This is a genomic window from Bacillus sp. LQ16 (genome assembly GCF_057784645.1).
The window spans coordinates 113,490-135,003 of sequence record NZ_CM173491.1 but is presented as its reverse complement, the minus strand read 5'-3'; the positions used below and the strand labels follow the sequence as shown (position 1 = coordinate 135,003).

The window sequence follows — 21,514 nt, the reverse complement described above, 5'->3', positions numbered from 1 at the left end:
TTATATTAATGAGTTATCCTTAAGCTTCTTTTACAGTTAAAAGGTGAGAAACTTTGTTGATCATACCAAGAATAGCAGGAGTTTCTTCCTTAACTACAGTTGAATTCAACTTTTTAAGACCTAAAGCTTCTACCGTCGCACGTTGATCTTGTGGACGACCAATTACACTACGAGTGAGGGTAATTTCTAACTTTTTCGCCATTTGTTTTCCCTCCTTAACCTAGTAGCTCTTCTACAGATTTACCGCGTAATTTTGCAACATCTTCAGCGCGCTTAAGTTCGCTTAATCCGTTCACAGTAGCGCGAATCATGTTGATTGGTGTGTTAGAACCAAGAGATTTCGAAAGAATATCTTGTACACCAGCTAATTCAAGTACCGCACGAACAGGTCCACCAGCAATAACACCAGTACCTTCAGCAGCAGGTTTTAAGAATACTTCACCAGCTCCAAAGTGACCGTTGATTGTGTGTGGAATTGTTGTACCAACTAATGGTACAGCGATTAAGTTTTTCTTAGCGTCTTCGATAGCTTTGCGGATTGCGTCTGGTACCTCTTGTGCTTTACCAGTACCGAATCCAACATGACCGTTTTTATCGCCAACTACAACTAGTGCAGCAAAGCGGAAACGACGACCACCCTTAACAACTTTCGCGACACGATTTATCGTAACTACACGTTCTTCAAGTTCTAATTTACTTGGGTCAATGCGATGCATCAATTTTCCCTCCTTTGACCATTAAAATTGTAATCCAGCCTCACGAGCAGCTTCAGCTAGAGCTTTAACACGGCCATGGTATAAGTAACCACCGCGATCAAATACTACTTCTTTAACGCCTTTCTCTACAGCACGCTTAGCAACTGATTCTCCAACTTTCGTAGCAGCTTCAGTATTGCTAGTACCGTTAAGAGCAAGGTCTTTATCAAGAGTAGATGCACTTACTAACGTTACACCATTCACATCATCAATAACTTGAGCGTAAATATGTTGGTTAGAACGGAACACGTTTAAACGTGGACGCTCTGCAGTACCAGTAAGTTTAGCACGTACACGTGCATGTCTTTTCTTACGAGTCGCATTTTTATCAGCTTTAGTGATCATTTTCTTGTCACTCCTTTCTCTCACCTAACGGGTTTACTTAGCAGTTTTACCTTCTTTACGACGAACAACTTCGCCTTCGTAACGAATACCTTTACCTTTGTAAGGCTCAGGAGCACGTACAGCACGGATGTTAGCAGCAAATTCGCCAACACGTTGCTTGTCGATACCTTTAATTACGATTTTAGTTGGTGCAGGTACTTCAACTTCAAGACCTGCTTCCGGAGTCATTTCTACTGGATGAGAATAACCTACGCTTAAAACAAGTTTATCTCCTTGTTTTTGAGCACGGTAACCAACACCGACTAATTCAAGTCCGCGTGCGAAACCTGCAGTTACACCTTCAACCATGTTTCCGATTAAAGCACGAGTTGTACCGTGTAATGCACGGTGTTCCTTCTGTTCAGATGGACGCTCAACTGTTAGTGTATTTTCTTCAATTTTGATAGACATATCAGCATTGAATTTACGAGTTAATTCACCTTTAGGGCCTTTTACTGTTACAGTATTGTCTTCTGCAATTGTAATAGTAACACCTGCAGGGATTTCAAGAATCTTTTTACCAATACGAGACATGTGGTCACACCTCCGTTCGTTTTAAATATATATTACCAAACGTATGCTACTACTTCTCCACCAGTTTGTAATTGACGAGCGTCTTTGTCTGTCATTACTCCCTTAGATGTAGAAACAAGAGCGATACCTAATCCGTTAAGTACACGTGGTACTTCGTCAGCTTTAGCGTAAACGCGTAAGCCAGGTTTACTGATACGTTTTAATCCAGTGATTACACGTTCATTGTTTGCACCATATTTCAGGAAAATACGAAGGATACCTTGTTTGTTATCCTCGATGTATTCTACATCACGAATGAAACCTTCACGTTTTAAAAGTTCAGCGATCTCTTTTTTGATTTTAGAAGCAGGAACCTCTAATTTCTCATGACGTACCATGTTCGCATTACGGATGCGAGTAAGCATGTCTGCAATTGGATCTGTCATCACCATGTGTTTTACCTCCTTCCCATTTGTGGGTTTTACCAACTAGCTTTTTTAACACCAGGAATTTGACCTTTATATGCAAGTTCACGGAAACAAATACGGCAAAGTTTAAATTTGCGGTATACAGAATGCGGACGACCGCAGCGTTCGCAACGTGTATACTCTTGTACTTTAAACTTAGGAGTACGCTTTTGTTTCGCTATCATAGATTTTTTAGCCACGTTTTCGCCTCCTCTACTTAGCGTTGGCTTCCATTATTTTTGGAATGGCATACCGAATTGTGTTAAAAGTTCACGAGCTTCTTCATCAGTTTTCGCTGTAGTAACGATTACGATGTCCATACCGCGGACTTTGCTTACTTTATCATAATCAATCTCAGGGAAGATAAGTTGCTCTTTAACACCTAATGTGTAGTTCCCACGACCATCGAATGATTTCTTAGAAACACCACGGAAATCACGTACACGTGGTAAAGAAACTGATACTAATTTGTCGAAGAACTCATACATTTGCTCGCCGCGTAAAGTTACTTTCGCACCGATTGGCATACCTTCACGAAGACGGAAACCAGCGATTGATTTTTTAGCACGAGTTACAACAGGTTTTTGACCTGCGATTTGTGTTAATTCTTCTACTGCATTGTCTAAAGCTTTTGAGTTAGATACCGCGTCACCAACACCAGTGTTGATTACGATCTTTTCGATTTTCGGTACTTCCATCACAGATTTATAGTTAAACTTGCTCACTAGAGCAGGAGTAATTTCCTTTTGGAACTTCTCTTTAAGGCGATTCAATGAAGTGACCTCCTTTCTTAAGAAAATTATTTATCTAATAATTCACCAGATTTTTTTGCAATACGAACTTTTTTACCATCTTCTACTTTGAAGCCTACACGAGTAGGTTCACCTGTTTTCGGATCTAAAATCATAACGTTAGAAACGTGAATAGGTGCTTCTTTAGTAATAATTCCACCTTGTGGATTTAATTGAGATGGCTTAGAGTGCTTCTTAACGATATTGACACCCTCAACGATAACACGGTTTTGCTTTGGGAAAGCCACAAGGATAACGCCTTGTTTTCCTTTGTCTTTACCAGTGATTACCTGTACTTTATCACCTTTTTTTACATGCATCTTAATTCTGCACCTCCTTAGCAAGGCAATACCTTAAATTATAGAACTTCTGGAGCTAAAGAAACGATCTTCATGAAGTTGCTATCACGTAATTCACGAGCTACTGGTCCGAAGATACGAGTACCACGTGGGCTCTTATCGTCTTTAATGATAACCGCTGCGTTTTCATCAAATTTGATGTAAGAACCGTCCGGACGACGAGCTCCGCTCTTCGTACGTACTACTACTGCTTTAACAACGTCACCTTTTTTAACAACGCCACCTGGTGTTGCTTGTTTTACCGTAGCAACGATAATGTCACCAATGTTAGCATATTTACGACCAGAGCCGCCTAATACTTTAATTGTTAAAAGTTCACGTGCACCAGAGTTGTCAGCAACTTTCAAACGAGATTCTTGTTGGATCATGTTATGAAACCTCCCTTCGGACTAAAAATTCCGATTCGTCTATTTAGATAATAACCGCTTCTTCAACGATTTCAACTAAACGGAAACGCTTAGTAGCAGAAAGCGGGCGAGTTTCCATGATTTTAACGATATCGCCAAGTTTCGCTTGGTTTTGCTCATCATGGGCTTTGTACTTCTTAGAATACTTAACACGTTTTCCGTACAAGGAATGAGTTTTGTAAGTTTCAACTAAAACTGTAATCGTTTTGTCCATTTTGTCAGACACTACACGACCAGTATAAACTTTGCGTTGGTTACGTTCGCTCACTATGCAAACCTCCCCTCAATTTATCGATTAATTCCGATCTCTCTTTCACGAACTACAGTTTTCATACGAGCAATTGCTTTACGCACTTCACGAATGCGAGTTGGATTCTCTAATTGTCCTGTAGCAAGTTGGAAGCGAAGATTAAACAACTCTTCCTTTAAAGCTTTAACTTTTGTTTCGATTTCGGCAGTGGTTAATTCACGAATATCATTAGTTTTCATTAGATTCACCACCATTTTCTTCACGTTTTACGAATTTACATTTCACAGGTAACTTGTGAGCTGCAAGACGTAATGCTTCGCGTGCTACCTCTTCAGATACACCCGCGATTTCGAACATAATTTTCCCAGGTTTTACTACTGCTACCCAGCCTTCTGGTGCCCCTTTACCGGAACCCATACGTACTTCTAGAGGTTTTGCAGTGTAAGGTTTAGAAGGGAAAATTTTAATCCATACTTTACCGCCACGTTTCATGTAACGAGTCATTGCACGACGAGCAGCTTCGATTTGACGGTTTGTAATCCATGAAGCAGCTTGTGCTTGTAAACCGAATTCACCGAAAGCAACTTCAGTTCCACCTTTAGCACGACCACGCATTTTACCACGATGCTCTCTACGATATTTTACGCGTTTTGGCATTAACATATTATTTTCCTCCTTCCTCAGAAGCTTTCTTTTTTGTAGGAAGGACTTCTCCACGGTAGATCCATACTTTTACGCCTAATTTACCGTATGTTGTATCAGCTTCAACTGCTGCATAGTCAATATCAGCGCGAAGTGTATGAAGTGGAACAGTTCCTTCACTGTAAGATTCTGCACGAGCGATATCAGCTCCGCCAAGACGACCAGAAACCTGTGTTTTAATACCTTTAGCACCTGCACGCATAGCACGTTGAATAACTTGCTTTTGTGCACGACGGAATGATACACGGTTTTCTAATTGACGAGCGATGTTTTCGCCTACTAATTTAGCGTTAAGATCAGCTCTCTTAACTTCTAAAATGTTGATGTGTACACGCTTGCCTGTTAATTGGTTAAGAGCTTTACGAAGTGCTTCAACTTCAGTACCACCTTTACCAATTACCATACCAGGTTTTGCAGTGTGAATTGTAACATTTACACGATTTGCTGCACGTTCGATTTCTACTTTAGCAACAGCAGAATCTTTTAAGCGTACATTAATGTACTCACGGATTTTGATGTCTTCATGTAATAATGTAGCGTAATCTTTCTCAGCGAACCAACGAGATTCCCAGTCACGGATAACACCGACACGAAGACCAATTGGATTAACCTTTTGACCCATCGATTATCCCTCCTTCTTTTCTGATACCACAACTGTAATGTGGCTTGTGCGTTTGTTAATTTGGCTTGCACGACCCATTGCACGTGGACGGAAACGTTTCAACGTTGGACCTTCGTCAACGAAGACTTTTTCAACAACTAGGTTGTTAATGTCCATCTCATAATTGTGCTCTGCATTTGCGATTGCAGATTTTAAAACTTTTTCTACAACTGGAGAAGCAGTTTTTGGTGTGTGGTTAAGGATAGCAATCGCTTCACCCACTTGCTTACCTCGGATTAAGTCTACTACTAAACGAACTTTACGAGGAGCAATACGAACTGTTCTCGCTACTGCTTTAGCTTGCATTGAAGTGCCTCCTCTCATTATCTTCTAGTTTTCTTATCGTCAGCAAGGTGACCTTTATACGTACGAGTTGGTGCGAATTCACCTAACTTATGGCCAACCATATCCTCAGTGATGTACACAGGTACGTGTTTACGACCATCATATACAGCGATTGTGTGTCCGATGAACTGAGGGAAGATTGTTGAACGGCGAGACCAAGTTTTAACAACTTGTTTTTGCTCAGATGCAACTAATTTTTCCATTTTGCTCATTAAGTGATCATCGACAAATGGTCCTTTTTTTAAGCTACGAGCCATTTTGGTGCCTCCCTTCGTGATTGGCGTACGGTTCTAGAAATGAACCGTACTACAATCCCATTATTTTTTACGACGACGAACGATGAATTTGTCAGACGCTTTGTTTTTCTTACGAGTCTTGAATCCAAGAGTTGGTTTACCCCATGGAGACATTGGAGACTTACGTCCGATTGGAGAACGTCCTTCACCACCACCGTGTGGGTGATCAACCGGGTTCATTACAGAACCACGAACTGTTGGGCGTTTACCTAACCAGCGAGAGCGACCTGCTTTACCGATTTTGATAAGTTCGTGTTGTTCGTTACCTACTTGACCGATTGAAGCGCGACAAGCAGATAATACAAGACGTACTTCACCAGAAGTTAAACGTACAAGTACGTATTTACCTTCTTTACCAAGTACTTGAGCAGATGTACCAGCAGAACGAACTAATTGTCCGCCACGACCAGGCTTAAGCTCGATGTTATGAACAACAGTACCTACTGGAATGTTGATTAATGGTAATGCGTTACCGATTTTGATGTCAGCTTCTGGGCCAGACATAACTTCCATACCTACTTCTAAAGATTTAGGAGCAAGAATGTAACGTTTTTCACCGTCAACGTAGTTAATTAATGCGATATTCGCAGAGCGGTTTGGATCGTATTCGATCGTAGCAACGCGTCCTGGAATTCCATCTTTGTTACGCTTAAAGTCGATGATACGGTATTGACGCTTATGTCCGCCACCTTGATGACGTACAGTAATTTTACCTTGGTTATTACGACCAGCCTTCTTGCTTAAAGGAGCAAGTAATGACTTTTCGGGTCTGTCAGTCGTGATTTCAGCGAAATCATTCGTAGTCATATTACGACGACCGTTAGTAGTTGGATTATACTTTTTAATTCCCATCTCAATTTCCCTCCTTCTTTAGTAAGAATTAAATGCCTTGGAAGATTTCGATTTCTTTGCTGTCAGCAGTTAGCTTAACGATTGCTTTACGACGACGGCTAGTAAAACCAGCGTGACGACCAACGCGTTTTGCTTTCGGCTTGTAGTTCATGATGTTCACTTTTTCTACTTTAACACCAAAGATCGCTTCAAGAGCATCTTTAACTTCTGTTTTATTAGATTTAACGTCCACATCGAACGTGTATTTTTTTTCAGCCATCATTTCCATAGAACGTTCAGTGATAACTGGGCGCTTAATGATATCACGAGGATCTCTCATTATGCAAGCACCTCCTCTACTTTTTCCACTGCCGCTTTTGTCATGATTAGCTTATCATGATGAAGCACGTCTAAAACGTTTACGCCATCAGCAGTGATTACTGTTACTCCAGGGATATTGCGAGCAGATAACTCTACAGATTCGTTTGCATCAGCAGTTACGATAAGAGCTTTCTTCTCAACAGTTAATCCTTTAAGTACTGCTAGCATGTCTTTTGTTTTTGGTGCATTTAACACTAGGTCTTCAAGAACTACAATGTTGTTCTCAACTACTTTAGTAGCTAATGCAGATTTAATTGCTAAACGACGAACTTTCTTAGGAAGTTTGTACGCATAGCTTCTTGGTGTAGGTCCGAATACCGTACCACCACCACGCCATTGAGGAGAGCGGATAGACCCTTGACGAGCACGTCCAGTTCCTTTTTGACGCCATGGTTTACGACCACCACCGCGAACTTCAGAGCGAGTTTTTACTTTGTGTGTACCTTGACGTAAAGATGCACGTTGCATCATTACAGCTTCGAAAAGTACAGCTTCATTTGGTTCGATACCGAAAATAGCTTCAGCTAATTCGATTTCACCAACCTGTGAACCAGTTTGGTTATATACAGTAACTTTTGGCATTGGAATTCCTCCTTCCTATTGTGAATTATTTGCTAACCTTCACAGCGCCTTGAACAACTACAAGAGATTTCTTAGCACCTGGAACGTTACCTTTTACTAGTAATAAGTTGCGCTCAGTGTCAACTTGAACGATTTCTAAGTTTTGGATAGTAACTTGGTCTCCACCCATACGTCCAGCAAGTTTTTTGCCTTTGAATACACGGTTCGGAGCAACTGGGCCCATTGAACCTGGACGACGGTGATAGCGAGAACCATGAGACATAGGTCCGCGAGATTGTCCGTGGCGTTTGATAACACCTTGGAAACCTTTACCTTTAGAAATTCCTGTTACGTCAACGATTTCACCTGCAGCGAAAACTTCAACTTTTACCTCTTGACCAACCTCTAATCCGTCCACGTCTGCATCGCGGATTTCGCGAATGAAGCGCTTAGGAGTTGTAGATGCTTTAGCAGTGTGGCCTTGTTCAGGTTTGTTAGTTAACTTTTCACGTTTATCTTCAAATCCTAACTGGATTGCATTGTAGCCATCAGTTTCAGTTGTTTTCTTTTGAAGAACAACGTTTGGATTAGCAGCGATAACTGTTACTGGGATTAACTCACCGTTCTCAGCAAATACTTGAGTCATACCGATCTTTCTTCCTAAGATTCCTTTGGTCATGAGTTACACCTCCTACATTTTTAAGTTATATAATTTATAGTTTGATTTCGATATCTACACCAGACGGTAAGTCTAAACGCATTAATGAATCTACTGTTTGTGGAGTAGGACTCACGATATCGATTAAACGTTTGTGTGTGCGCATTTCGAATTGCTCACGAGAATCTTTGTACTTATGAACAGCACGAAGAATTGTGTAAATAGTCTTCTCAGTTGGTAATGGGATCGGACCAGAAACTGTTGCCCCAGAACGCTTAGCTGTTTCTACAATTTTCTCAGCTGATTGATCAAGAATACGGTGATCATAAGCTTTTAAACGGATACGAATTTTTTCTTTTGCCATTATTTTCCCTCCTTCGTTCGCCTATTTCTAAAATAGACCTTCTCCATGGAAATTTCCCCACACCATGCCATGGCAAAGCGGCCGGGTGTGTCAGCAACCTTCCACTTCATCGCAGTCAAAGACCAACATTGTCTATTATACAATGTTATTCGTCTAGATGCAAGCATCTTTTTGTTTGCATCTGCTTTTCTCTACTTTTGCTATTATACATGGCACTTTAAAGAATTTCAAGTTTTCATCTAACAGAATTCGTTTTACAGTTTCTGGATTATCTTTTATTGTTTTTATATTACTATAGAAGAAACTCGTCAAAACAAAATACACACTCTTCTTCTTTATATAAACGCAAACAAAAAACCTAAGGGAAAATCCCTTAGGTTTTTTTATATCAGCTAAGATTACTCAACGATAGTAGCAACTACACCGTAACCTACTGTACGTCCACCTTCACGAATAGAGAATTTAGTTCCCTCTTCGATAGCGATTGGAGCGATAAGTTCGATAGTCATTTCGATGTTGTCACCAGGCATTACCATTTCAGTACCTTCTGGTAATTGGATGATACCAGTTACGTCAGTTGTACGGAAGTAGAACTGAGGACGGTAGTTAGCGAAGAATGGAGTGTGACGTCCACCTTCTTCTTTAGATAATACGAAAACTTCAGCTTTGAATTTAGCGTGTGCTTTTACAGAGCCAGTTTTAGCAAGAACTTGTCCACGTTGGATGTCTTCACGAGCAACCCCACGAAGAAGAGCACCGATGTTGTCTCCAGCTTGAGCTTGGTCAAGAAGTTTACGGAACATTTCTACACCAGTTACAGTTGTAGAAGCATTCTCTTCAGCAAGACCGATGATTTCTACTACGTCACCAACTTTAACGATTCCGCGCTCTACACGACCAGTTGCAACTGTACCACGACCTGTGATAGAGAATACATCCTCGATAGGCATTAAGAATGGTTTGTCAGTTTCACGTTCTGGAGTTGGGATGTAAGCATCAACTTCAGTCATTAATTCAATGATTTTTGCTTCCCAATCAGCTTCTCCTTGAAGAGCTTTAAGAGCAGAACCTTTGATTACAGGAATGTCGTCGCCTGGGAATCCGTATTCAGATAATAGGTCACGAACTTCCATTTCTACTAATTCTAATAATTCTTCGTCGTCTACCATGTCGCATTTGTTTAAGAATACAACGATGTAAGGAACACCTACTTGACGAGAAAGAAGGATGTGCTCACGTGTTTGAGGCATTGGGCCATCAGCAGCAGATACTACTAAGATACCGCCGTCCATTTGAGCAGCACCAGTGATCATGTTTTTAACATAGTCAGCGTGACCTGGGCAGTCAACGTGTGCATAGTGACGAGTTTCAGTTTCGTACTCAACGTGTGCAGTTGAGATTGTGATTCCGCGCTCTCTTTCTTCTGGAGCAGCGTCGATTTGATCGTATCCGCGTGCTTCAGCACCACCAGCTTTTGCAAGAACTGTAGTGATCGCAGCAGTTAATGTAGTTTTACCATGGTCAACGTGGCCGATTGTACCGATGTTAACATGGGGTTTAGAACGTTCGAATTTAGCTTTAGCCATTCTAAATTCCTCCTTAGTTTATATAGGTTATTTTATATTTAGACTAGAAAGCGAAACTTACGTCCCACTTTCTAAGCTTACATAAGTAGTTATACTCGAACAATTGATAAAAATCAATTATTCGCCTTTATTTTTTTTAATAATTTCTTCTGAAACAGACTTCGGTACTTCTTCATAATGATCAAATGTCATTGAGAATGTTCCGCGTCCTTGAGTGTTAGAACGTAATGCTGTCGCATAACCGAACATTTCAGAAAGTGGAACCATAGCGCGAACAACTTGTGCGTTACCGCGAGCTTCCATACCTTCTACACGTCCACGACGAGATGTTACGTCACCCATGATGTCTCCCATGTACTCTTCAGGAATTACAACTTCTACTTTCATCATTGGCTCAAGGATTACTGGGTTACATTTAGAAACCGCAGCTTTAAGTGCCATAGATGCAGCGATTTTGAACGCCATCTCAGATGAATCGACATCATGGTAAGAACCGTCAACTAATGCTGCTTTAATGTCAACTAGTGGGTAACCAGCTAGTACACCATTTTTAAGTGAGTCTTCAAGACCCGCTCCAACAGCTGGGATGTATTCACGTGGAACTACACCGCCGACGATTTTGTTTTCGAATTCAAATCCTTTACCTTCTTCGTTAGGTGCAAACTCAATCCAAACGTGACCGAATTGTCCACGTCCACCAGATTGACGAGCAAACTTACCTTCAACTTTCGCAGCAGCGCGGAAAGTTTCACGGTATGCTACCTGAGGAGCACCAACGTTTGCTTCGACTTTGAATTCACGGCGCATACGGTCAACGATGATATCAAGGTGAAGTTCACCCATACCAGCGATGATAGTTTGGCCAGTTTCTTGGTCAGTGTGAGCACGGAATGTTGGATCTTCTTCAGAAAGCTTAGATAATGCTGTACCCATTTTATCTTGGTCAGCTTTAGATTTTGGTTCGATAGCTACAGAGATAACTGGCTCTGGGAATTCCATAGACTCAAGGATAACAAGGCTCTTCTCGTCACAAAGAGTATCACCAGTAGTAGTATCTTTTAAACCTACAGCAGCAGCGATATCACCAGCGTAAACTGTTGAAATCTCTTCACGGCTGTTAGCGTGCATTTGTAGGATACGTCCTACACGCTCACGCTTACCTTTAGTTGAGTTTTTCACGTATGATCCAGAGTTTAACACACCAGAGTACACACGGAAGAACGTTAACTTACCAACATAAGGGTCAGTCATGATTTTGAATGCTAAAGCTGCGAATGGTTCTTCATCGCTAGACTTACGTTCTACTTCTTCATCTGTATCCGGAAGAGTACCTTTAATCGCAGGTACATCTAATGGAGATGGTAGGTAGTCGATAACTGCGTCTAACAGAATTTGAACACCTTTGTTTTTGAATGCAGAACCACAGATTACTGGGAAGAATTCTACAGAAGTTGTAGCCTTACGGATACCAGCTTTAAGCTCTTCTACAGTGATTTCTTCACCTTCTAGGTACTTCATCATCATTTCTTCATCAAGCTCAGCTACCGCTTCAATAAGCTTTCCACGGTATTCTTCAGCTAGTTCTTTGTGCTCTTCAGGAATTTCGACACGCTCGATGTCTGTTCCTAAATCGTTACCGTACATGTAAGCACACTCTTCAACAAGGTCAATGATACCATTGAACTCATCTTCAGCACCGATTGGTAACTGAATTGGATGTGCGTTTGCTTGTAAACGATCGTGGATTGTTCCTACAGAGTATAAGAAATCTGCACCGATCTTATCCATTTTGTTAACGAATACGATACGAGGTACACCGTAAGTAGTAGCCTGACGCCAAACAGTTTCTGTTTGTGGTTCTACACCAGATTGTGCATCAAGTACTGCTACCGCACCATCAAGTACGCGTAAAGAACGTTCTACTTCTACTGTGAAGTCTACGTGTCCTGGAGTATCAATGATGTTTACACGGTGACCTTTCCATTGAGCTGTAGTTGCAGCAGAAGTAATTGTGATACCACGCTCTTGCTCTTGCTCCATCCAGTCCATCTGAGATGCACCTTCATGAGTTTCACCGATTTTATGAATACGTCCTGTGTAATACAGAATACGCTCAGTTGCTGTTGTTTTACCAGCATCGATGTGAGCCATGATACCAATATTACGAGTGTTTTCTAAAGAGAACTCTCTTGTCATTTGGTGTCTTGCTCCTTCCATATATGGATTGGATTTTTTATTTTAAGTAGCAAAAAAGCCACTTTATATTGTTACATATGCCAGTGTCCAGTACCCTCATTATGTAAAACGAGCGCCCAACGAAAGGGAGAGGCATTCTCCCTCTCCACACTTCCATAAGCGACAAATAAAGCGGTTTATGCATACATTTATTTTACGTTGAATCCTACCAACGGTAATGAGCAAATGCTTTGTTAGCTTCTGCCATTTTATGAGTGTCTTCACGTTTCTTAACAGATGCACCAGCGTTGTTAGCTGCATCTAAGATTTCGTAAGCTAGACGCTCTTCCATAGTTTTTTCACCACGAAGACGAGCATAGTTTACTAACCAGCGAAGACCTAAAGTTGTACGGCGTTCTGGACGAACCTCAACTGGAACTTGGTAGTTAGCACCACCAACACGACGAGCGCGTACTTCAAGAACAGGCATGATGTTCTTAAGAGCTTGCTCGAATACTTCCATTGGTTCTTTATCTGAACGTTCACGAACGATATCGAAAGCGTTATAAAGAATTGTTTGAGATTTACCTTTTTTACCGTCAACCATCATTTTGTTGATAAGGCGTGTTACTAGCTTAGAATTGTACATTGGATCTGGTAACACGTCACGTTTCGCAACAGGTCCTTTACGAGGCATATTGAGTTCCTCCTTTCATTATAAGTTTATTATTTTTTAGCAGGTTTTGGTCGCTTAGTACCATATTTAGAACGTCCTTGCATACGTTTGTCAACACCAGCTGTATCAAGCGCTCCACGAACGATGTGGTAACGTACCCCTGGTAAATCCTTTACTCGACCACCGCGAATTAATACTACGCTATGCTCTTGTAAGTTATGACCGATACCTGGGATGTAAGCTGTAACTTCAATACCGTTTGTTAAACGTACACGAGCGTATTTACGTAACGCTGAGTTAGGTTTCTTTGGAGTCATTGTACCAACACGAGTACATACACCACGTTTTTGAGGTGCAGAGATATCAGTTGATTTTTTCTTTAAAGAGTTAAACCCTTTGTTTAACGCAGGTGATTTAGATTTCCATACTTTATCAGTACGACCATTTCTCACTAATTGGTTAATAGTAGGCATTTGATTATCCTCCCTTCGCATGTTTGTATGACCACATATCCAGGTGGTTCATTATTAGTTGAAAACAAAGTTTTTGCAAGGAAGAGCAAATGCTCTCTCCTCACAAAAACAGTTTTAACTTATTATTCCTATTGCTGAAGCTCCCACTTGAATCCCCGAAACTTTTCCAAGCTTACGAACTGATTCAACCTTTGTTATGGGTATGTTATGTTGCAAAGCAGTGCGAATGATAACATGGGTTAACCGCACATCAGCATCTTCTGCAATAACAACTTCTTTAACTATACCATTTTTGATTGCTTCCAATGTGCGTTTATGACCAACGACTACATTTTCAGCATTTGACACTTTTTGATAAGACATATAAATATCCTCCAAAGCATCGTTCAGGAGCAACCTTGATTATAGTAACATTTTGACTCATACAATGTCAACTAGGATTAGATGTTTTTATACAAAATTTACGACGGAAAATTTTACTGTTCCACATAAATCTCATCGTTTTCTACATTCATGTTATCTTGTGTTGTTTTTACAAGATCCACTTTGCGATAACGATTCATACCTGTTCCAGCAGGAACAAGTTTACCGATAATAACGTTCTCTTTCAATCCTAGAAGCTCATCACGTTTACCTTTAATTGCTGCATCAGTTAAGACACGAGTTGTTTCTTGGAATGATGCTGCAGATAAGAATGAATCAGTTTCAAGTGAAGCTTTTGTAATACCAAGTAGAACAGGTCTAGCTGTCGCTGGTTGTTTACCTTTCAGTAACACCTTCGCATTCGCATCAGTAAACTGATGGATATCTAGTAATGTTCCTGGTAATACGTCTGTTTCACCTGCATCACTTACACGAACTTTACGTAGCATTTGACGTACCATTACCTCTACGTGTTTGTCACCAATTTCTACCCCTTGCATACGGTATACTTTTTGAACTTCACGTAATAAGTATTCTTGAACTGCTGTAATATCCGTTACTTTTAGTAATTCTTTCGGATCAATAGAACCTTCTGTTAACTCTTTACCGTGGCTAATTGGCTGTCCTGGAGTTACTTTCAGACGAGCACCGTAAGGAATAGCATACGTACGAGCTTCAACTTCACCCTGTACAACTACTTCTTGGCGATCTTTAACATCGTTGATCGCTGCGATAACACCGTCGATTTCACTGATAACTGCCTGACCTTTCGGATTACGAGCTTCGAAGATCTCTTGGATACGAGGTAAACCTTGAGTGATATCATCTCCGGCAACCCCACCTGTATGGAATGTACGCATCGTTAACTGTGTACCTGGCTCACCGATAGATTGAGCTGCGATAATACCTACCGCTTCTCCTACTTCTACGTCTGTACCAGTTGCTAAGTTACGACCGTAACACTTCTTACATACACCATGGCGAGTATTACACGTAAACGCTGAACGAATATTTACAGTTTCAACACCCGAATTTTCAACGATATGAGCGATATCTTCAGTAATTAATTGGTTTTCACTAACTAATACTTCACCTGTTTCAGGATGTTTTACAGTTTTTCTTGCAAAACGTCCAACAAGACGATCATATAATGACTCAATTACTTCATTACCCTCTTTAATCGCACCAATTAATAGACCACGATCTGTTCCACAATCATCTTCACGGACAATTACATCTTGTGCAACGTCTACAAGACGACGTGTTAAGTAACCAGAATCGGCAGTTTTAAGTGCTGTATCGGCAAGACCTTTACGCGCACCATGCGTAGAGATGAAGTACTCAAGTACTGTTAAACCTTCACGGAAACTCGATTTGATTGGAAGTTCGATGATACGACCAGATGGATTGGCCATCAGACCACGCATACCAGCAAGCTGAGTAAAGTTAGATGCGTTACCACGGGCACCTGAGTCACTCATCATGAAGATTGGATTGCGTTTATTCAAGGATTTCATCAGTTTTCCTTGGATAACATCTTTTGCATTACTCCAAATAGAGATAACGCGATCGTAACGTTCTTCTTCCGTGATTAAACCACGACGGAATTGTTTAATTACATTATCTACTTTTGCTTGTGCTTCGTGGAGAATTTCATCTTTTTCGCCTAATACAAGAATGTCAGATACCCCAACTGTAATACCAGCTTTTGTAGAGTACTTGAACCCTAAGTTTTTCATACGGTCAAGCATGCGAGACGTTTCTGTAATTTGGAAACGTTTGAACACTTCCGCAATGATGTTACCAAGGATCTTCTTGCTAAATGGCGCCACTTCTTCGCGACTAGCAATAATTTCTTTAATGTTCGCACCTTTTTCAACGAAATATTCCGCTGGTGTTTCTTTTTCAAGGTTTGAGTTTGTCGGTTCATTAATATAAGGGAACGACTCTGGTAAGATTTCGTTAAATATTAATTTACCAACTGTTGTTAATAGAAGCTTACCTTTTTGCTCTTCAGTAAACGTTACGTTATTTACTGAACTTGCAGCAACTGCAACACGTGTGTGCAGATGTACATATCCATTTTGATATGCAAGTATTGCTTCGTTTGCATCTTTGAAGACCATACCTTCACCGATTGCGCCTTCACGCTCAAGTGTTAAGTAGTAGTTACCTAATACCATATCCTGAGATGGAGTAACAACTGGTTTTCCGTCTTTTGGATTCAAGATGTTTTGTGCCGCTAACATAAGAATACGAGCTTCTGCTTGTGCCTCTGATGATAACGGAACGTGAACCGCCATTTGGTCACCGTCAAAGTCCGCGTTGTATGCAGTACATACAAGTGGGTGAAGACGAATTGCGCGACCTTCTACTAATGTAGGTTCAAACGCCTGGATACCAAGACGGTGAAGTGTTGGTGCGCGGTTTAGAAGTACTGGATGTTCTTTAATCACAGATTCTAAAACGTCCCAAACTTCAGGGTGTACACGCTCAATTTTACGTTTCGCACTCTTAATGTTGTGTGCTAACCCTTTTCCAACTAACTCTTTCATAACAAAAGGTTTGAACAGTTCAAGCGCCATTTCTTTCGGTAATCCACATTGGTACATCTTTAAGTTCGGTCCTACAACGATTACAGAACGGCCAGAGTAGTCAACACGTTTACCTAATAAGTTTTGACGGAAACGTCCTTGTTTACCTTTAAGCATGTGAGATAGTGATTTTAATGGACGGTTACCTGGTCCAGTTACTGGACGGCCACGACGACCATTATCAATTAATGCATCTACAGCTTCTTGTAACATACGTTTTTCGTTTTGAACGATGATGCTTGGAGCACCTAGGTCCAATAGACGTTTTAAACGGTTGTTACGGTTAATTACACGACGATATAAGTCGTTTAAGTCAGAAGTAGCAAAACGTCCACCATCTAACTGTACCATTGGGCGTAGTTCTGGTGGGATAACTGGTAGAACATCTAAGATCATCCAAGATGGTTCATTTCCAGAGTTACGGAATGCTTCTAATACTTCTAGACGTTTAATAGCACGAGTACGGCGTTGTCCTTGTGCTGTTTTTAATTCTTCTTTTAAGAAGTCTACTTCTTTATCTAAATCAATGTCTTGTAGTAGCTTTTTAATCGCTTCTGCACCCATAGCAGCTTGGAATGTGCTACCATATCGATCACGATATGCACGGTATTCTTTTTCAGAAAGTAATTGCTTCTTATCAAGTGGTGTATCTCCACTTTCTGTTACAACATAAGAAGCGAAATAAATTACTTCTTCAAGCGCGCGAGGGGACATGTCTAAGACAAGTCCCATGCGGCTCGGGATACCTTTGAAATACCAAATATGAGATACAGGAGCAGCTAATTCAATATGACCCATACGTTCACGACGTACTTTTGCACGCGTTACTTCAACACCACATCGATCACAAACTACACCTTTATAACGTACACGTTTGTATTTTCCGCAATGACATTCCCAGTCCTTTTGTGGTCCGAAAATACGCTCACAGAACAAGCCATCTTTTTCAGGCTTTAACGTACGATAGTTAATAGTTTCTGGTTTCTTAACTTCACCGTATGACCAAGAACGAATCTTGTCAGGTGAAGCAAGTCCAATCTTCATATATTCAAAGTTATTTACATCTATCAAGGGGCCTACCTCCCTTTTAGTCTACAGGTTATCCCAATTATTCCTTAGTTGTCTCAACTTCGACATTCAATTTATCTGCTGATTGATGATCATCGTCATCTTCTGTATCACGCATTTCAATTTCTGTATCGTCGCTAGACATCATTTTAACGTCCATACCTAAACTTTGCAGCTCTTTAATCAATACTTTGAATGATTCAGGAACGCCTGGTTCTGGAACATTTTCGCCTTTAACAATTGCTTCATAAGTCTTAACACGTCCAACAACATCATCAGACTTCACTGTTAAGATTTCTTGAAGAGTATAAGCAGCACCGTAAGCTTCAAGTGCCCAAACCTCCATCTCACCGAAACGCTGTCCACCGAACTGAGCTTTACCTCCAAGAGGTTGCTGCGTTACAAGTGAGTATGGTCCAGTAGAACGAGCATGAAGTTTATCGTCAACCATGTGCGCAAGTTTGATCATATACATGACACCAACAGATACGCGGTTATCGAATGGTTCACCAGTACGTCCGTCATACAGGATTGTTTTCGCGTCATTTGCCATACCAGCTTCTTCAATTGTGCCCCAAACATCTTCCTCACGAGCACCATCGAATACTGGTGTTGCAATGTGAATGCCCAGGTATCTTGCTGCCATACCAAGATGAAGCTCTAATACCTGACCGATATTCATACGAGATGGTACCCCTAATGGGTTTAACATGATATCGATTGGCGTACCGTCTGGTAAGTAAGGCATATCTTCTTCTGGTAAAATACGAGAAATAACACCTTTGTTACCGTGACGTCCGGCCATCTTGTCACCTTCAGAAATTTTACGTTTTTGAACGATATATGCACGTACAAGTTGATTCACGCCTGGTGGCAATTCATCGCCATCTTCACGGTTGAATACTTTTACGTCTAAGATAATACCGCCACCACCGTGTGGTACACGTAGTGATGTATCACGTACTTCACGCGCTTTTTCTCCAAAGATAGCATGTAATAGACGTTCTTCAGCTGTTAATTCTGTTACACCTTTAGGTGTTACTTTACCAACAAGTAAATCTCCATCTTTTACTTCAGCACCAACGCGAATGATACCGCGCTCGTCAAGGTTACGTAATGCGTCTTCCCCAACGTTTGGAATGTCACGTGTAATTTCTTCTGGTCCAAGCTTCGTATCACGAGCTTCTGATTCATATTCTTCAATATGAATAGAAGTGTACACATCATCTTTTACAAGGCGCTCACTCATGATGATCGCATCCTCGTAGTTATAACCGTCCCAAGTCATGAAGCCAACAAGCACGTTACGTCCAAGTGCTAGTTCACCTAATTCCATAGAAGGACCATCCGCAAGGATTTCACCTTTTACAACTTCATTTCCAACACTTACGATTGGACGTTGGTTGTAACAAGTTCCTTGGTTAGAACGAATGAATTTTTGCATTTTGTAGCGATCTAAGTCGCCTTTTACTGTTTGACCGTCAACTTCTACATAGCGACGTACCCAAACTTCACGTGCTTCTACGCGCTCAACAACACCAGGATGTTTACAGATTACTGCAGCACCTGAGTCTTTTGCTGATACGTACTCCATACCTGTACCTACAATCGGAGATTCCGGATTCATTAACGGAACCGCCTGACGTTGCATGTTCGCTCCCATAAGTGCGCGGTTAGAGTCATCGTTTTCTAAGAACGGAATACAAGCTGTCGCTGCCGACACTACTTGTTTTGGAGATACATCCATGTAGTCGATGCGTTCTCTATTTGTGACAATGTTTTCACCACGGAAACGAGCTACGATATCTTCACTTAGGAATTCACCTTCATCAGATAATTTCATATTCGCTTGGGCTACAACATAGTTATCTTCTTCATCTGCTGTTAAATAATCAACATGCCCTGTTACAAGACCAGTTTCTGGGTCAACACGACGATATGGTGTTTCAATGAAACCAAACTCATTTACTTTCGCGAACGAAGATAATGAGTTAATCAAACCGATGTTTGGTCCCTCTGGTGTTTCAATCGGACACATACGACCGTAGTGGGAGTAATGAACGTCACGTACTTCAAAGCCTGCGCGCTCACGCGTTAAACCACCAGGTCCTAATGCAGATAGTCTTCGTTTGTGAGTTAACTCTGCTAATGGATTTGTTTGGTCCATGAACTGAGATAACTGAGAACTTCCGAAGAACTCTTTAATAGATGCAATAACAGGACGAATATTAATTAGCGCCTGTGGTGTAATTGCATTTGTATCTTGGATCGACATTCTCTCACGAACAACACGTTCCATACGAGAAAGACCGATACGGAATTGATTTTGTAATAGTTCTCCAACAGAACGCAGACGACGGTTTCCTAAATGGTCAATATCATCTGTATCCCCTACTTTGTATAGTAGGTTGAAGAAGTAACTGATAGAAGCAAGGATATCACCTGGTGTGATGTGTTTCACATCACGAGTAATATTTGCATTACCAATTACATTAATTACACGTTCGCCTTCCGACTCAGGAGCATAAATCTTAATAGATTGCAGCTCAACATCGCCTTCTACCACTCCACCCATTGGTTTCGCTGTTTTGAATCCAATGTTTTTCTCTAAGTAAGGTAAAATGCGATCAAGTGTACGACGATCTAAGATTGTTCCTTCTGCCGCTAAAATTTCACCAGTTTCTGGATCCACTAATGTTTCAGCTAAACGTTGATTAAACAATCTGTTTTTAATGTGTAACTTCTTGTTGATCTTATAGCGACCTACATTTGCTAAATCGTAGCGCTTTGGATCGAAGAAACGAGACACAAGTAAGCTCTTAGCATTTTCTACTGTTGGTGGTTCACCAGGACGTAGACGCTCATAAATTTCAAGCAATGCTTTTTCTGTACTATCTGTGTTGTCTTTTTCTAATGTGTTGCTTAAGTATTCGTTATCACCTAAAAGCTCGGTGATTTCTTGATCAGAGCCAAACCCTAATGCGCGTAACAAAACAGTTACAGGAAGTTTACGCGTACGGTCAATACGCACATATACAACATCCTTAGCATCTGTCTCATACTCTAACCAAGCTCCGCGGTTTGGAATTACAGTAGCAGTAAAACCACGTTTTCCGTTTTTATCCACTTTGCCACTATAGTATACGCTTGGAGAGCGAACTAACTGGGAAACGATAACACGTTCTGCACCGTTAATTACGAATGTTCCAGTCTCTGTCATGAGTGGGAAATCTCCCATGAACACATCTTGTTCTTTTACTTCACCAGTTTCCTTGTTGATTAGACGCACTTTTACACGAAGTGGTGCTGCATACGTCACATCACGCTCTTTGCATTCGTCTACAGAGTATTTAGGTTCACCTAAGCTGTAGTCGATAAATTCAAGCGATAGATTTCCCGTAAAGTCTTCAATCGGAGAAATGTCTTGGAACATTTCTCGCAAACCCTCATCAAGAAACCACTGATAAGAAGAGGTTTGAATTTCGATAAGATTTGGTAACTCTAATACTTCACTAATACGGGCATAACTTCTTCGTTGGCGGTGGCGTCCGTATTGAACTAGTTGACCTGTCAACTGCTTCACCCCTCAAATCATGAGTATTATAAATGCACAAAAAAATTTGTGCAAAATCACAAATAAATACAACTACTGCTATTAGCGTAGTCTTTTTCTCTTAAAGATAAATACGTTGAGTCTTTCTACCTGCTCAAAAAAGAAAAATGGCTTCTATAAGAAAACCATCATTCTGTTTCATAATCTGCTGATTTTACTATCTTTTCCAAGAGAAACAAAA

General features: G+C 40.8%; 27 protein-coding genes. All 27 read right to left on the bottom strand.

Going from position 1 to position 21,514, the window contains the following annotated elements:
• Positions 1 to 19: 19 nt before the first annotated feature.
• Positions 20 to 202 (bottom strand): 50S ribosomal protein L30, encoded by a 183-nt coding sequence (gene rpmD, locus AC3EMB_RS00760; protein WP_001085233.1) that lies wholly within the window; start codon positions 200 to 202, stop codon positions 20 to 22.
• A 13-nt stretch (positions 203 to 215) separates the two neighbouring features.
• Positions 216 to 716 (bottom strand): 30S ribosomal protein S5, encoded by a 501-nt coding sequence (gene rpsE / locus AC3EMB_RS00755; protein WP_000554646.1) that lies wholly within the window; start codon positions 714 to 716, stop codon positions 216 to 218.
• Between the two features lie 21 nt (positions 717 to 737).
• Positions 738 to 1,100 carry a 50S ribosomal protein L18 gene (gene rplR, locus AC3EMB_RS00750; protein WP_000628818.1) on the bottom strand — a complete coding sequence of 121 codons (363 nt, stop codon included), beginning with the start codon at positions 1,098 to 1,100 and terminating at the stop codon, positions 738 to 740.
• Positions 1,101 to 1,133: 33 nt separating this feature from the next.
• Positions 1,134 to 1,673, bottom strand: coding sequence for a 50S ribosomal protein L6 (gene rplF, locus AC3EMB_RS00745; protein WP_000086551.1), 540 nt, complete (start codon positions 1,671 to 1,673; stop codon positions 1,134 to 1,136).
• Positions 1,674 to 1,705: 32 nt separating this feature from the next.
• Positions 1,706 to 2,104 (bottom strand): 30S ribosomal protein S8, encoded by a 399-nt coding sequence (rpsH, locus tag AC3EMB_RS00740; RefSeq protein WP_000245511.1) that lies wholly within the window; start codon positions 2,102 to 2,104, stop codon positions 1,706 to 1,708.
• Positions 2,105 to 2,133: 29 nt separating this feature from the next.
• Positions 2,134 to 2,319 carry a 30S ribosomal protein S14 gene (gene rpsN, locus AC3EMB_RS00735; RefSeq protein WP_001085700.1) on the bottom strand — a complete coding sequence of 62 codons (186 nt, stop codon included), beginning with the start codon at positions 2,317 to 2,319 and terminating at the stop codon, positions 2,134 to 2,136.
• A gap of 33 nt (positions 2,320 to 2,352) precedes the next feature.
• On the bottom strand, positions 2,353 to 2,892 hold the full coding sequence (rplE, locus tag AC3EMB_RS00730) for a 50S ribosomal protein L5 (protein ID WP_001080829.1): 540 nt from the start codon (positions 2,890 to 2,892) through the stop codon (positions 2,353 to 2,355).
• Between the two features lie 26 nt (positions 2,893 to 2,918).
• A complete protein-coding gene (gene rplX, locus AC3EMB_RS00725; RefSeq protein ID WP_000558200.1) occupies positions 2,919 to 3,230 on the bottom strand; it encodes a 50S ribosomal protein L24 in 312 nt (103 codons plus the stop codon).
• A gap of 38 nt (positions 3,231 to 3,268) precedes the next feature.
• Positions 3,269 to 3,637: a 50S ribosomal protein L14 gene (gene rplN, locus AC3EMB_RS00720; protein WP_000615912.1), complete on the bottom strand. Its 369-nt coding sequence runs from the start codon at positions 3,635 to 3,637 to the stop codon at positions 3,269 to 3,271.
• A gap of 43 nt (positions 3,638 to 3,680) precedes the next feature.
• Entirely contained in the window at positions 3,681 to 3,944 is a 264-nt protein-coding gene (rpsQ, locus tag AC3EMB_RS00715) for a 30S ribosomal protein S17 (protein ID WP_000004106.1), read from the bottom strand.
• A gap of 20 nt (positions 3,945 to 3,964) precedes the next feature.
• Positions 3,965 to 4,165 (bottom strand): 50S ribosomal protein L29, encoded by a 201-nt coding sequence (rpmC, locus tag AC3EMB_RS00710; RefSeq protein ID WP_000855718.1) that lies wholly within the window; start codon positions 4,163 to 4,165, stop codon positions 3,965 to 3,967.
• Complete coding sequence (gene rplP / locus AC3EMB_RS00705) at positions 4,155 to 4,589, bottom strand: 50S ribosomal protein L16 (RefSeq protein ID WP_000928971.1); 435 nt, start codon at positions 4,587 to 4,589, stop codon at positions 4,155 to 4,157. Before rplP ends, rpmC begins: the two co-directional genes overlap by 11 nt.
• 1 nt (position 4,590) lies before the next feature.
• On the bottom strand, positions 4,591 to 5,250 hold the full coding sequence (gene rpsC, locus AC3EMB_RS00700; RefSeq protein ID WP_000529956.1) for a 30S ribosomal protein S3: 660 nt from the start codon (positions 5,248 to 5,250) through the stop codon (positions 4,591 to 4,593).
• 3 nt (positions 5,251 to 5,253) lie between these two features.
• Entirely contained in the window at positions 5,254 to 5,595 is a 342-nt protein-coding gene (gene rplV / locus AC3EMB_RS00695; RefSeq protein ID WP_001148024.1) for a 50S ribosomal protein L22, read from the bottom strand.
• A gap of 17 nt (positions 5,596 to 5,612) precedes the next feature.
• A complete protein-coding gene (gene rpsS / locus AC3EMB_RS00690; protein WP_000124454.1) occupies positions 5,613 to 5,891 on the bottom strand; it encodes a 30S ribosomal protein S19 in 279 nt (92 codons plus the stop codon).
• 60 nt (positions 5,892 to 5,951) lie between these two features.
• Positions 5,952 to 6,782, bottom strand: coding sequence for a 50S ribosomal protein L2 (gene rplB / locus AC3EMB_RS00685; protein WP_000511583.1), 831 nt, complete (start codon positions 6,780 to 6,782; stop codon positions 5,952 to 5,954).
• Positions 6,783 to 6,810: 28 nt separating this feature from the next.
• The gene (gene rplW, locus AC3EMB_RS00680; protein ID WP_488517398.1) at positions 6,811 to 7,101 is read right to left on the bottom strand and encodes a 50S ribosomal protein L23; all 291 of its coding nucleotides are present in this window, start codon (positions 7,099 to 7,101) and stop codon (positions 6,811 to 6,813) included.
• Complete coding sequence (gene rplD / locus AC3EMB_RS00675) at positions 7,101 to 7,724, bottom strand: 50S ribosomal protein L4 (RefSeq protein ID WP_001127258.1); 624 nt, start codon at positions 7,722 to 7,724, stop codon at positions 7,101 to 7,103. The genes rplW and rplD overlap by 1 nt, the downstream gene beginning before the upstream one ends.
• Positions 7,725 to 7,749: 25 nt before the next feature.
• Positions 7,750 to 8,382 carry a 50S ribosomal protein L3 gene (gene rplC, locus AC3EMB_RS00670; RefSeq protein WP_000160209.1) on the bottom strand — a complete coding sequence of 211 codons (633 nt, stop codon included), beginning with the start codon at positions 8,380 to 8,382 and terminating at the stop codon, positions 7,750 to 7,752.
• A gap of 34 nt (positions 8,383 to 8,416) precedes the next feature.
• Complete coding sequence (rpsJ, locus tag AC3EMB_RS00665) at positions 8,417 to 8,725, bottom strand: 30S ribosomal protein S10 (protein ID WP_001040595.1); 309 nt, start codon at positions 8,723 to 8,725, stop codon at positions 8,417 to 8,419.
• Between the two features lie 398 nt (positions 8,726 to 9,123).
• On the bottom strand, positions 9,124 to 10,311 hold the full coding sequence (gene tuf / locus AC3EMB_RS00660; protein ID WP_001029617.1) for an elongation factor Tu: 1,188 nt from the start codon (positions 10,309 to 10,311) through the stop codon (positions 9,124 to 9,126).
• Positions 10,312 to 10,428: 117 nt separating this feature from the next.
• Positions 10,429 to 12,507, bottom strand: coding sequence for an elongation factor G (fusA, locus tag AC3EMB_RS00655; RefSeq protein ID WP_000196384.1), 2,079 nt, complete (start codon positions 12,505 to 12,507; stop codon positions 10,429 to 10,431).
• 205 nt (positions 12,508 to 12,712) lie between these two features.
• Positions 12,713 to 13,183 (bottom strand): 30S ribosomal protein S7, encoded by a 471-nt coding sequence (gene rpsG, locus AC3EMB_RS00650; RefSeq protein WP_001137492.1) that lies wholly within the window; start codon positions 13,181 to 13,183, stop codon positions 12,713 to 12,715.
• 29 nt (positions 13,184 to 13,212) lie between these two features.
• Entirely contained in the window at positions 13,213 to 13,635 is a 423-nt protein-coding gene (gene rpsL / locus AC3EMB_RS00645; protein WP_001142341.1) for a 30S ribosomal protein S12, read from the bottom strand.
• Positions 13,636 to 13,749: 114 nt separating this feature from the next.
• Positions 13,750 to 13,998, bottom strand: coding sequence for a 50S ribosomal protein L7ae-like protein (locus tag AC3EMB_RS00640; protein WP_000121833.1), 249 nt, complete (start codon positions 13,996 to 13,998; stop codon positions 13,750 to 13,752).
• Between the two features lie 113 nt (positions 13,999 to 14,111).
• A complete protein-coding gene (gene rpoC / locus AC3EMB_RS00635; RefSeq protein WP_000567943.1) occupies positions 14,112 to 17,723 on the bottom strand; it encodes a DNA-directed RNA polymerase subunit beta' in 3,612 nt (1,203 codons plus the stop codon).
• A 37-nt stretch (positions 17,724 to 17,760) separates the two neighbouring features.
• Positions 17,761 to 21,294 (bottom strand): DNA-directed RNA polymerase subunit beta, encoded by a 3,534-nt coding sequence (gene rpoB / locus AC3EMB_RS00630; protein WP_000147553.1) that lies wholly within the window; start codon positions 21,292 to 21,294, stop codon positions 17,761 to 17,763.
• Positions 21,295 to 21,514: the final 220 nt, after the last annotated feature.

What these genes read in the sequence shown, in the direction of transcription:
- rplR (WP_000628818.1), bottom strand. Translation starts at nt 1,100, where the DNA reads ATGATCACTAAAGCTGATAAAAATGCGACTCGTAAGAAAAGACATGCA.
- rplD (WP_001127258.1), bottom strand. Translation starts at nt 7,724, where the DNA reads ATGCCAAAAGTTACTGTATATAACCAAACTGGTTCACAGGTTGGTGAA.
- rplP (WP_000928971.1), bottom strand. Translation starts at nt 4,589, where the DNA reads ATGTTAATGCCAAAACGCGTAAAATATCGTAGAGAGCATCGTGGTAAA.
- rplB (WP_000511583.1), bottom strand. Translation starts at nt 6,782, where the DNA reads ATGGGAATTAAAAAGTATAATCCAACTACTAACGGTCGTCGTAATATG.
- rplX (WP_000558200.1), bottom strand. Translation starts at nt 3,230, where the DNA reads ATGCATGTAAAAAAAGGTGATAAAGTACAGGTAATCACTGGTAAAGAC.
- rpsS (WP_000124454.1), bottom strand. Translation starts at nt 5,891, where the DNA reads ATGGCTCGTAGCTTAAAAAAAGGACCATTTGTCGATGATCACTTAATG.
- rpsH (WP_000245511.1), bottom strand. Translation starts at nt 2,104, where the DNA reads ATGGTGATGACAGATCCAATTGCAGACATGCTTACTCGCATCCGTAAT.
- AC3EMB_RS00640 (WP_000121833.1), bottom strand. Translation starts at nt 13,998, where the DNA reads ATGTCTTATCAAAAAGTGTCAAATGCTGAAAATGTAGTCGTTGGTCAT.
- rpsC (WP_000529956.1), bottom strand. Translation starts at nt 5,250, where the DNA reads ATGGGTCAAAAGGTTAATCCAATTGGTCTTCGTGTCGGTGTTATCCGT.
- fusA (WP_000196384.1), bottom strand. Translation starts at nt 12,507, where the DNA reads ATGACAAGAGAGTTCTCTTTAGAAAACACTCGTAATATTGGTATCATG.
- rpsG (WP_001137492.1), bottom strand. Translation starts at nt 13,183, where the DNA reads ATGCCTCGTAAAGGACCTGTTGCGAAACGTGACGTGTTACCAGATCCA.
- rpmC (WP_000855718.1), bottom strand. Translation starts at nt 4,165, where the DNA reads ATGAAAACTAATGATATTCGTGAATTAACCACTGCCGAAATCGAAACA.
- rpsL (WP_001142341.1), bottom strand. Translation starts at nt 13,635, where the DNA reads ATGCCTACTATTAACCAATTAGTGAGAAATGGTCGTACTGATAAAGTA.
- rplV (WP_001148024.1), bottom strand. Translation starts at nt 5,595, where the DNA reads ATGCAAGCTAAAGCAGTAGCGAGAACAGTTCGTATTGCTCCTCGTAAA.
- rpsE (WP_000554646.1), bottom strand. Translation starts at nt 716, where the DNA reads ATGCATCGCATTGACCCAAGTAAATTAGAACTTGAAGAACGTGTAGTT.
- rpsJ (WP_001040595.1), bottom strand. Translation starts at nt 8,725, where the DNA reads ATGGCAAAAGAAAAAATTCGTATCCGTTTAAAAGCTTATGATCACCGT.
- rpmD (WP_001085233.1), bottom strand. Translation starts at nt 202, where the DNA reads ATGGCGAAAAAGTTAGAAATTACCCTCACTCGTAGTGTAATTGGTCGT.
- tuf (WP_001029617.1), bottom strand. Translation starts at nt 10,311, where the DNA reads ATGGCTAAAGCTAAATTCGAACGTTCTAAACCCCATGTTAACATCGGT.
- rplC (WP_000160209.1), bottom strand. Translation starts at nt 8,382, where the DNA reads ATGACCAAAGGAATCTTAGGAAGAAAGATCGGTATGACTCAAGTATTT.
- rplW (WP_488517398.1), bottom strand. Translation starts at nt 7,101, where the DNA reads ATGAGAGATCCTCGTGATATCATTAAGCGCCCAGTTATCACTGAACGT.
- rplF (WP_000086551.1), bottom strand. Translation starts at nt 1,673, where the DNA reads ATGTCTCGTATTGGTAAAAAGATTCTTGAAATCCCTGCAGGTGTTACT.
- rplN (WP_000615912.1), bottom strand. Translation starts at nt 3,637, where the DNA reads ATGATCCAACAAGAATCTCGTTTGAAAGTTGCTGACAACTCTGGTGCA.